This is a genomic window from Pantoea sp. BJ2 (assembly GCF_040255075.1).
In the GTDB taxonomy this organism is placed as follows: domain Bacteria; phylum Pseudomonadota; class Gammaproteobacteria; order Enterobacterales; family Enterobacteriaceae; genus Pantoea; species Pantoea leporis.
On record NZ_CP158293.1, the window covers coordinates 524544 to 534780 of the forward strand.

A 10237-nucleotide genomic window follows, 5' to 3' on the forward strand; every position below is an offset into this window, starting at 1 on the left:
TTACAATGCAGCGGTTGCGATAGGAAGCACGAAAATGGCGCAGTCTTGCGCCACGATGGAGAGCGGCTTAATCGGCCGCAGGAATTAACGCATCCACAACCTGTTCGATCACTTCCACCACACGTTTGACGCGCAGCGGGATAAAGCGCGCATCGGGGAATACCGCGTAGAGAAAACGGTCTGGCAGACGATATTGTGGCAAGATGCGTACCAGCGAAGCTGATTTTAATGCCTCCTGCACCAGTGGTAACTGCATGCCGCCGACGCCGATGTCCGCCTGAAGCGCCTGCAACAACCCTTCGCTGCTGTTGGCGCGAAACACGGTATTCACGGTTAGCGCGACGGTTTTCTGGTTGGATATCAGGCGCAGCGGTGCCTGTTTGTCGATACCGCTAAAGCGAACATGCGGATGCGCGGCCAGCTCTGCCAGCGAGGTAATCGGTGTTGCGCGTACCCGCTCAGGCGCAGCAAACAGCGGTGTTTCAATACGCGGCAGTAAGCGCGCCGGAAACATCTCCGGCGGCGTTTCACTCAGGCGCAACGCAATATCCACGCCTTCACTCACCAGTTCGGCCACGCGATCGTCGAGCGCGATGGTCAGATGCAGTTCTGGGTTCGCGCGTTGCAGCCCCAGCAAAGGCGGCAGCAAGCGCTGGCCTAATCCGCTGGGTAATTGGATATGCACGCTGCCTTGCAGCGCTTGCTGTGCCGGCCGCAACTGACTTTCAACGTCCTGCATCGCGGCCAGCAGCGGCTGCATCTGCTGTAAGTATCGCTCGCCCTGCTCGGTCAATTTCATCGCACGCGTGGTGCGGTGCAACAACACGATGCCGAGTTCCTCCTCCAGCGCCGCGATTTGCTGGCTCACGGCGGATTGCTTCATCCCGCTCAGGCGCGCTGCTACCGAAAATGATCCGGCTTCCGCCACGCGAGGGAAGGTATTGATGGCGTTGAGTTTATTATTCATTTAATGATTTTTCTGATAAGTGGCATCTGGATAGTGGGATATCAGCAATAAAAATAATAGATAACACTGTGCCTGTCTTGTTCACAGGAGAATCATCATGTCGCAAACACATCACGTCGCGCTGGTCGCGGGCGCAACCGGCATTGTCGGCAGTGAGTTGGTAAAAACGCTGCGTCAGCAGGATTGGCAGGTGATCGGCCTGACGCGCCAGCCTGCAATCTCAACGCAGAATATCCCTTTCATCCATGTCGATCTGCTGGATGCGCAGCACAGTGCACAGGCGCTGGCCCCGCTCAATCAGGTCACGCATATTTTCTACAGCGCGTGGCTGAATGCTGCCAACTGGCGTGAAATGGTCGAACCCAACGTGACGATGCTGCGCAATCTGGTGGTTAACATCGATAAAATCGCGCAGTTGCGCAGCGTCAGTTTGATGCAGGGATACAAAGTGTATGGCGCGCATCTTGGACCCTTCAAAACGCCCGCGCGCGAAAGTGATCCCGGCGTCGCGGGAGCCGAATTCAATGCGCAACAGCTGCGTTGGCTAAGTGACTTTCAGCGCGGTAAAAGCTGGCACTGGCACGCCTTGCGACCCGGCGTGGTCGGCAGCGCGGTACCCGGTAATGCCATGAACCTGGCGCTGAGCATCGCGCTCTACGCATCGCTGTGTAAAGCTCAGGGCTTACCGCTACGTTTTCCCGGTTCATCGCACGCCTGGCACAGCATGGTCGATCATACCGATGCGGGATTACTCGCGCAGGCCACGCTGTGGGCGGCCAATGCGCCCGGCGCGCGCAATCAAGCTTTCAACGGTAACAACGGCGATTTATGGCGCTGGAGTGAGCTGTGGCCTGCGATTGCCCGGTGGTTTGAACTGGAAAGCGCGCCGGCGGTGAATCTATCGTTTTCTCAGCTGTTTCAGGATTACCGCGCGCTATGGCAAACCATCGCTATAGAACATCAGCTGATCGCGCCGGATATCTTGCAGCTGAATGATGGGCTGTTTGCCGATTTTGTTTTTGGCTGGGATTACGACATGTTTGGTGACGGCAGTAAAATACGGCGCGCGGGTTTTAACGGCTATCAGGCAACGGATGAGATGTTCTTTGCTCTGTTTGCGCAGTTACGCGCAGCGCGCATTATCCCTTAACGCTAACAGGGAAGCCTGTGCTTCCCTGTTATTACTTCATTAATGCAGAATGGTTTTGGAGAAAACCTGAATCACCACAATGCCTAACCCGATTAACATCAAGCCCGCCATTGCAGCGAAATCTAGTTTCTGGTTGTAGAAAAAATAAGACATGACCGACACCAAAAATATACCCATTCCGGCCCAGATAGAATAAGCAATGCCGACATTCATCTGTTTAACCACTTGAGATAATCCATAAAATGAAATGGCATAACCTATTACCACAACTACGCTGGGAATAAGGCGTGAGAATCCTTGCGAGGCCTTCATCATGGTTGTGGCAATCGTCTCAGCGACGATGGATATCGCCAGTATCACGTAAACATTTTTCATAAAGCCCTCTTAAATGTCCGAGAGTAAACATGCGTTATAGAGTAGCTGTTAGAGGTTGTTTTTCCAACGGATTAAATCGCGCTCCAGTAACGTCAGACCAATCGCCACCACCATAATATCTTTAAAAATAAACGAATCGAGTCCGCCTAACTGCGGTAACAGACTTAAGGTAACTAACCCGGTAAGTATCAACAATCCAGCGCCGATCATACCTAACAGTGGACGTTTAAAGCCTGCGATGAGCAGAATAACCGTCGTCATCTCTACTACGCCCAGGAAATAGCTGCTGCCATGGAGACCGAGGAAGTAGGGAAATATACTCAGCCATGTTTTTATAAATATGGGTTCCAGCGCCTGAACTTCGAATTCAAACCACTTCGCCACACCAAAAACCAGGAAAATAATAATCACCGATAATCGCAATACCATCGGTTCTTTGCTCGCGAGGAAATGGACCACTCGTGAAGTACAGACTTGATTAGCTGTTGTCATAATAAACTCTCCAGTGATTTATGCAGCCAGCTCAATAAGAAATGAGCTGGCATAAAGTCATGGTTCATGATCTCGATTACATCTCAACGCTGTCGTAATAGGTAGCGGGCGCTGACACATCTGCTGCGTCACGGGCCTTCCTCGCGCCGCCGGTCCGTCAGGCAGACGAGCGAAGTGAAGGTACCGCGCAAGCGGCGCGAGGACCGCCGGACCAAAAGTGACTTCGGCCTGCTCACTCGCGCTGGCTTAACTGACAAACATGAGGCCATGCATTGTGATGTTAAAAACAGCCATATCTCCGCTTACTTAATCGCTATATACTCCGGTGCATATCGAATTCAGGAGCTTTTATGCATACCTCTTTTAAGCGGATTATTCTGGCGGGATTACTCACTTTCACCTCGTTTCATAGCTATGCCAGCCGCATCGTCACCGATCAAATTGGCCGTCAGGTGGAGATTCCGGACAAGATTGATCGCGTGGTGGTGCTGCAGCACCAAACTCTGAACCTGCTGGTGCAGCTCAACGCCACCGATAAAATCGTCGGGATTTTGGCGAACTGGAAACAGCAGTTAGGTGAGGGTTATGCGCAATTAGTGCCGGAACTGACGCACAAAGCGATGCTCGGTGATTTGACGCATGTCGATCTCGAAAAGCTGGTGGCACTGCATCCGCAGGTGGTGTTTGTCACCAACTATGCGCCGAAAGAGATGATCGACCAGATTTCTGCCCTGGGCATTCCGGTGCTGGCGATCTCACTGCGTCACGATGACGCCGGTCAGCAAGGCAAAATCAATCCCAGTATGCAGAATGAAGATCAGGCTTACGATCTCGGCATTAAGGAAGGCATCACTCTGATTGGCAATGTGGTCAACAAGCCAAAACAGGCGCAGGAACTGATTGATGCCGCCTTTGCCGGACGAAAAATTATCAGCGATCGTTTAAAAAATATGTCTGAACAGCAGCGCGTGCGTGCCTATATGGCGAATCCCGACCTCACCACTTACGGCTCGGGCAAATATACTGGCTTGATGATGGCGCATGCGGGCGCATTCAATGTCGCGGCCGCGACCGTGCAGGGTTTCAAACAGGTCAGCATGGAACAGGTAGTAGCGTGGAATCCGCAAGTGATTTTCGTGCAAGATCGCTATCCCAACGTGGTGCAGGAGATCCAGCAGGATGCGCGCTGGCAAACCATTGACGCTGTGAAAAATCATCGGGTGTGGCTGATGCCGGAATACGCCAAAGCGTGGGGCTATCCGATGCCAGAAGCGATTGGCCTCGGAGAGCTGTGGATGGCGAAAAAGCTCTACCCGGAAAAATTCCGCGACATCAATATGCAACAACAAGCCGATCGCTGGTATCAGCGCTTCTACCGGACGCACTATCATGACCACGCTGAAGATTCTGGCGGCCGGTAGTTTGCGCGGCGTATGGCCGGATTTAGTGGTGGCATTTAGCGCGCTTTCCGGCTTCAAAGTCACCACCGATTTCGGACCGGCGGGCCTGCTGCGCCAGCGCATCGAAGCAGGTGAACCCTGCGACTTTTTTTGCTTCCGCCAATCGACGGCATCCCAAAGCGCTGTTGCTGTCGGGACGCGCAGCAGAAGTAGGATTGTTTGCCGCTAATATGCTTTGCCTGACAGTGAAGCGTGACAATGTCACGCAAGCGGATGATTGGTTATCGTTGCTATGCCGGGATGATTTGCGCTTAGCGACCTCAACGCCGCTCTGCGATCCTTCGGGCGATTACACCTGGCAACTGTTTGATAACATTGAGCAACGCCATCCCGGATTAGGGATGATGCTGAAAGCCAAAGCGCGTAGTTTGGTCGGCGGTCCAGATAGTTTGGTGATGCCTGCTGGTAAGCTGGCGGCACAATGGTTAATTGAGCAGCAACACGCTGACATGTTCATTGGTTACGCCAGCTATGCGCCGCGTTTGCGGCGCTGCCCGCAGCTACAGGTGATAAACATCCCCGCGCCCTTCAACATTCATGCCGAATACGGCTGGGCGTGCTGCTCAGCTGCCGCGCAGCCTTTTGCTACTTTCCTCTCATCCGCAGCAGCGCAAACGATTCTGCAGCAGCACGGTTTTATGCCGTTTATGGATCGGTAGCCGAACGCTTATTACCAGGTTGCTGCTGCAGCCAACTCGCCGCCCTTTTATAGCGACTCAAGCGCTCTGCCGGTGCCAAAACCTGGCGCAGCAGCAGGCAATAATCCATCACCAATCCCGGCGTCCAGGTCATGCCTTCCGCGCGACTGCGCACCAGGCTCAACAGCCAGAAGTCAGGATTGAACAGCACCCATAAACCCTGCAAACCGCGCTCGCCCAATAGACCTTCGGTGGCGACATCCAGCGCCTGAATCACGCTGGTGGAACAGTTACGTGAGGTCAGGTTATAGCGCGTGTCGCTGGCGTTGCTGAGCCAGAAATTACGCAGCGCCTGCTGATTGTAGTGAGGCAGCGTCAGGCGTTTGTCGGGCCGACACCACGCTTTGATCTCTTTCTCCAGTGAAGGCAGGAAACAACCTTCTACATCAAACTCCTCTTTCGCCCGCAACGTTTTCAGGAAGCCACGAAAATCGCGAGAAACGTCATCCGCAGGATAGAGGCTGATGTAAACCTCTTCGCCCATCTCCAGCGAAGTATGGCCGGTAGAGACTTCGCCGCGATGGTCAATAGCTGCCACCCAGCGATCAAACCACGGACGACGCCCCACCACATCGCCGGAACCCACCGGCGTCCAGATGTAGACGTTAAGTGGCGTGCTCACCGCATGCTGACTCATCGGCGGATGCACATAGCCTAATCCGTGCGGCGCACGCAGACCGGCACGCGTAAATATTGGCAATGCGGTGACGCTGGTGTTAGCGGGCAAGGCGTGGATTTGTGCCGTCATCACCAACAGATTGATGCCCCAACCCAACAGCAACAACGCAAAACACAGCGGCACAATCATATGCGGTGATAGCGGCCAGTTGGTGGCAATCAGCACGCTGAACACCAACTCGCTACAGCCGAGCGTTAATTTGCGCGTCCAGCGCCGACAGCGCATCAGGCAACATGAGATGACGCGGAAACCGCCATCGAGTAAAAACACCGTGGCGAATGCCAGTGAAAGGCAAACGCCGCTGTCGTGAGGAGCGAGAAACACCAGCGCGCCAAAGATCAGCAATACCGTTGATTTCAGCAGTGACGGCCAGGCGATAACGGCAGGTGCGTAAAATGCATTTAACGCTTCCGCTCCGCCCTCTAATGCCAAAAAAATGCCTAAAAGCTGCAAGGGAAAGGAGACCGTTCCATGTTGCAGCAGATCCATCACGATCCCGGCACTGGCCCCCAGACAAATCACACCTAACGCGGCGAGATAAGGCCAGCCGGATCTGAGTGCCGGCCCACCCATCAGCAGAAACAGTAATCGCAACAAATGAACACTCCAGCGCTTAACTCAAAGCTCAGTAAGCTCTGTAGACGCGGGCAATCTGCAGGAGTTCGGCGATCACCCTCTCATTCTGACTTCGTTTACTGATGGTTGTAACAATGAGGGCACTGTACGTGGCGAAGCTTAGAATTGGCTTAACGATTAACCGGTTTACACAGCGATAGCCAACAATACCATGCACAACAGCAGCACATAGACACGCGCATGCAAGACATCGGGCACCGCCGGAATACAGCGCCGGGCAAACAGAATTCCTAAAAATCCGGCGACCACCAGCAGCAACAATATCCTCAGGCTGATAAAGCCGAGATAACCGCTGACGGGAATCTGCTGCCAGCCGCTGACGGCGTAAGTTATCGCGCCAAAAACGGCGACCGGCAGCGACAGCGGATTGGCCGCGCTGACGCAGTCGCGCATGGCATAACCATGACGCCGCAGCAGCGGCACGGTCATTACGCTGCCGCCAACGCCGAGCATGGCGGCGATCACACCAATCACTGTGCCGCCCGCGCTGACGGTCAACCGTGACAACCTTCGCGGTGCAGTGCGGCTAATGAAGCCTTTCCGCAGCAGGCAATCAGCGATAGTCACCACCATGTAAAACATAAACAGCCTGCGCACCCAAATGTCGCTCATCACGCCCGCCAGCCACGATCCCATCACTGCTCCGAGCGCGATAAACCCGATTAGCGGCAGTAAAATATCTGTATTTAATTTGCCAGCCCGCCAGTTTTGATAACTGGCCCAGCCGGCGTTGAAAATCATCACGGCGGTCGAGGTCGCCACCGCGGTATGCATAGCCTGCGCCGCCAGTAACGGCTGCTGCAACAACAATTGATAGACAAACGGCACCACGACAAAACCGCCGCCAAAACCAAACAGCACCGTGGAGATGCCGGTAGCAAAACCCGCCAGCCCAATTATTAACAGCTCGTTCATCGCCTTTCTCTGCATCATGAAAAGAGTGATGCAGCTTACGCAGCAAGCTGCCCACTTCCCATTTGCGCAGCGCTCATTTACCCTTGCAAATCAGTCAATTTGCGGTGGATGTCGGGGATGCGAAATAGCCACATTGATGAATACGACCATATTGATCGTGACGTGGTGGCGCTGGGCAATGACTACGCGCAGAGATTTGTGCTGCCAGAGCATCGCCATCGCCGCGCGCAGCTCCTGTATGGCGCAACGGGTTTGATGCACGTCGCAACGCAGGCGGGCGAATGGGTGGTACCGCCGCAGCATGCGGTGTGGATTCCGCCAAACACTGCGCACAGCGTGAAGTTTGTGGGTGTTTCGACGCGCAGTCTTTATATCGAGCCGGTTTGTGCGGCAGCTCTGCGTGAAAGCGATCGCTGTCGCGTCATCAGCGTCTCGCCGCTGCTGCGACAGCTATTGATTGAAGCCGTTGATTTACCGCTGTTATACGCATCCGATCGCGATAGAGCGCTGGTGCAGTTGCTGCTGCTGGAGTTAGCGGCGATGCCTGCACAGGAATTCGATATTCCGCTGCCGCAACATCCGGCGCTGTTGGCGCAATGCCAGAACTTCTTACAAGCACCAACCATTCACGACCCGGCCGATCGTTGGGCCAACACACTGTTTATGAGTCCCAGCACCTTCCGCCGCCATTTCCTGCAGCAGACCGGTTTGTCTTTTTCCGCCTGGCGACAGCGCGCCTGCGTGGTGACGGCGCTGGCGTGGCTGGTGGCGGGCAAATCCGTTAACGACGTGGCGCTCTCGCTCGGCTATGACAGCAGCTCCGCTTTCTCCACCATGTTCCGTCGCGTCACCGGTCAGGCGCCATCATTTTACATCGACCATAACTGAGCAAAGTTTCACCACTCATTTGGCGATTTCAGGCTGAAATCGGATTTATGAGGATACGATCTCATGCATAACACACTGAAAATAATCTAATTTCTTTTGAAACAGATACGTGTCGAAATTCAGGCGGTTAACTGCTGCTGCACCGCATCTAAAAACGCCCGCAGCGCCGCCGGTTGCCGTTCGCGTGACATGTAGAGGCCATAGATCGCCAGCGTTTTTGGCTGATAAGCCGGCAGCACGGTTTGTAGCTTTCCATTGTCGAGGGCGTGACGTGCCTCCATTTCCGGCACCATCGCTAAACCGCAACCGGCAATCGCCGCATCACACAACACCGACGAGATACCGGCGCTGAAATTCCCGTGCACTGCCGCTGAAAGGGTTTCGCCCTGCGCATCAGAAAACTGCCAGCTCTGCCCGGCGAAACGGCTGTAATGCAGGCAATTATGCTGTGCGAGATCGGCAGGCGTTTGCGGCGCACCACGCGCCTGCAGATAGCCAGGCGAGGCGCACACCACCGAAACACATTCGCCTAAACGTCGGGCAATGGCGCCAGGTTCGGGATCGTCGGTAATCCGCACCGCCACATCAATGCGTTCGCCGATTAAACTCACCGGTTGATTGTTGATCTCCAGTTCGATACGCACCGCCGGAAAACGCGCGAGAAATGCCGGAATTATCGGGCCCAGAATATGCGTGGCGGTGGAATGTGCGCAGGCGACGCGCAAGGTGCCGTGCGGTTCGCTATCCGCGCCCTGATCGGCAATCTCTTCAGCCAATCTCGCCAGCGCGCGCGATTTTTCGAGGATCTTCTCGCCAGCGGGCGTAATGGTCAGTTTGCGCGATGATCGGTGCAGCAAACGTGCACCGGCCCACTTCTCCATTTCATCCAGATAGCGGCTGACCATCGGCCGCGAAATATCCAATGCACGCGCCGCAGCACTTAAGCTGCCCAGCTCGCAAATGCGGTTAAACACCGTTGCCGCCGTGACTCTGTCCATGTGAGCTCCATCTGATCGTTTTATGAAACTGATCATACCCAGTTTCGGGAATTCTACCAGCCAGCAATTTCTCTACAATAAAGCCCTCAAAGACGGCGAGGTGCCGGATAAAGGAAAATTCGATGAAAATGAAAACGTTGACGCTGGCATTGGCCTTTGCCGCCCTGCCGGCCTTCGCTGCGCCGCTTAATTTAGACGTGTATAACCAGCAGGAGAACGGCATTTTCCCGGTCTCTTCGACGCTGGTTTCTGGTCCGCATGAAGCGATACTGTTTGATGCGCAGTTCAGCACCAAAGACGGCGAAAAGCTGGTGCAGATGATCAATGCCAGCGGCAAGAAGCTGATGCAGATTGTTATTACCTCCGGCGATCCTGATTTCTATTTTGGTCTGGAACCCATTGTTAAAGCGTTCCCGCAGGTGAAGATCGTGGCAACGCCGGAGGTGGTACAACACATCGAAGCCAGTAAAGCCGCCAAGCTGGCATATTGGGGGCCGCAGATGAAGGACGGCGCGCCAAAGCAGCTGTATGTTCCGCAGGTTACGCATGCAACGACGTTTAAAATTGATGGTGAAACGCTGGAACTGCGTCACGCCAATGATTACGCGGCTTACGTGTGGATCCCGGCGAACAAAGCGATTCTCGGCGGCACTGGCGTGGCTTCCGGCATTCACGTCTGGACCGCCGAAACGCAAACGCCTGCCATTCGTCAGCGGTGGCGCAATGTGCTGAGCGAGATGCAAAAGCTGCAACCTAAGCAAGTGATTCCGGGCCATTATCTCGGCGAGCGCCCGGCGGGCGATGCGGCTGTTACCTTTACCCTGAACTATCTGCAAACCTTTGAGAAAACGCTGCAGCAGCACAAAGGTTCCGCGCAGGTGATCGAGACCATGAAAGCCGCTTATCCGCATCTGCCGGAGGAGAGTTCATTGGATTTGAGCGCCAAAGTGAATACCGGCGAGATGAAGTGGTAATTGAT

The 10237-nt window shown here is 54.6% G+C and carries 10 protein-coding genes and 1 pseudogene; 5 read left to right on the forward strand and 6 right to left on the reverse strand.

Annotation, left to right across the window (positions count from 1 at the left end):
• Positions 1 to 67: 67 nt before the first annotated feature.
• Positions 68 to 967 (reverse strand): LysR family transcriptional regulator, encoded by a 900-nt coding sequence (locus AAF463_RS21910; protein WP_350262076.1) that lies wholly within the window; start codon positions 965 to 967, stop codon positions 68 to 70.
• 97 nt (positions 968 to 1064) lie between these two features.
• Between AAF463_RS21910 and AAF463_RS21915 the strand changes: the two genes are divergently transcribed.
• On the forward strand, positions 1065 to 2117 hold the full coding sequence (locus AAF463_RS21915; RefSeq protein ID WP_350262077.1) for an SDR family oxidoreductase: 1053 nt from the start codon (positions 1065 to 1067) through the stop codon (positions 2115 to 2117).
• Between the two features lie 39 nt (positions 2118 to 2156).
• Here AAF463_RS21915 and AAF463_RS21920 read toward each other — a convergent pair whose 3' ends face one another.
• Together AAF463_RS21920 and AAF463_RS21925 are read right to left on the reverse strand one after the other, a co-directional pair.
• Positions 2157 to 2492, reverse strand: coding sequence for an SMR family transporter (locus AAF463_RS21920; protein ID WP_217548331.1), 336 nt, complete (start codon positions 2490 to 2492; stop codon positions 2157 to 2159).
• 48 nt (positions 2493 to 2540) lie between these two features.
• On the reverse strand, positions 2541 to 2984 hold the full coding sequence (locus tag AAF463_RS21925; RefSeq protein WP_350262078.1) for a DUF417 family protein: 444 nt from the start codon (positions 2982 to 2984) through the stop codon (positions 2541 to 2543).
• A 350-nt stretch (positions 2985 to 3334) separates the two neighbouring features.
• Between AAF463_RS21925 and AAF463_RS21930 the strand changes: the two genes are divergently transcribed.
• Entirely contained in the window at positions 3335 to 4405 is a 1071-nt protein-coding gene (locus tag AAF463_RS21930) for an ABC transporter substrate-binding protein (protein ID WP_350262079.1), read from the forward strand.
• Positions 4374 to 5103 (forward strand): annotated as a pseudogene (locus AAF463_RS21935) (molybdate ABC transporter substrate-binding protein). The gene AAF463_RS21930 and the pseudogene AAF463_RS21935 overlap by 32 nt, the downstream one beginning before the upstream one ends.
• On the opposite strand, the gene AAF463_RS21940 reads toward AAF463_RS21935, so the two are convergent.
• Both AAF463_RS21940 and AAF463_RS21945 read right to left on the reverse strand, forming a co-directional pair.
• Positions 5090 to 6415, reverse strand: a complete 1326-nt coding sequence (locus AAF463_RS21940; RefSeq protein WP_350262080.1) for a hypothetical protein — start codon at positions 6413 to 6415, stop codon at positions 5090 to 5092. The pseudogene AAF463_RS21935 and the gene AAF463_RS21940 overlap by 14 nt on opposite strands.
• A 168-nt stretch (positions 6416 to 6583) precedes the next feature.
• Complete coding sequence (locus AAF463_RS21945; protein ID WP_350262081.1) at positions 6584 to 7372, reverse strand: sulfite exporter TauE/SafE family protein; 789 nt, start codon at positions 7370 to 7372, stop codon at positions 6584 to 6586.
• Positions 7373 to 7489: 117 nt separating this feature from the next.
• Here AAF463_RS21945 and AAF463_RS21950 point away from each other — a divergent pair, with 117 nt between their 5' ends.
• Positions 7490 to 8260, forward strand: coding sequence for a helix-turn-helix transcriptional regulator (locus tag AAF463_RS21950; protein WP_101761575.1), 771 nt, complete (start codon positions 7490 to 7492; stop codon positions 8258 to 8260).
• 119 nt (positions 8261 to 8379) lie between these two features.
• Here the strand turns inward: AAF463_RS21950 and AAF463_RS21955 are convergent, their stop codons facing one another.
• The gene (locus tag AAF463_RS21955) at positions 8380 to 9258 is read right to left on the reverse strand and encodes a LysR family transcriptional regulator (RefSeq protein ID WP_280173183.1); all 879 of its coding nucleotides are present in this window, start codon (positions 9256 to 9258) and stop codon (positions 8380 to 8382) included.
• Positions 9259 to 9380: 122 nt separating this feature from the next.
• Between AAF463_RS21955 and AAF463_RS21960 the strand changes: the two genes are divergently transcribed.
• On the forward strand, positions 9381 to 10232 hold the full coding sequence (locus AAF463_RS21960; RefSeq protein WP_350262082.1) for a Vmh family MBL fold metallo-hydrolase: 852 nt from the start codon (positions 9381 to 9383) through the stop codon (positions 10230 to 10232).
• Positions 10233 to 10237: the final 5 nt, after the last annotated feature.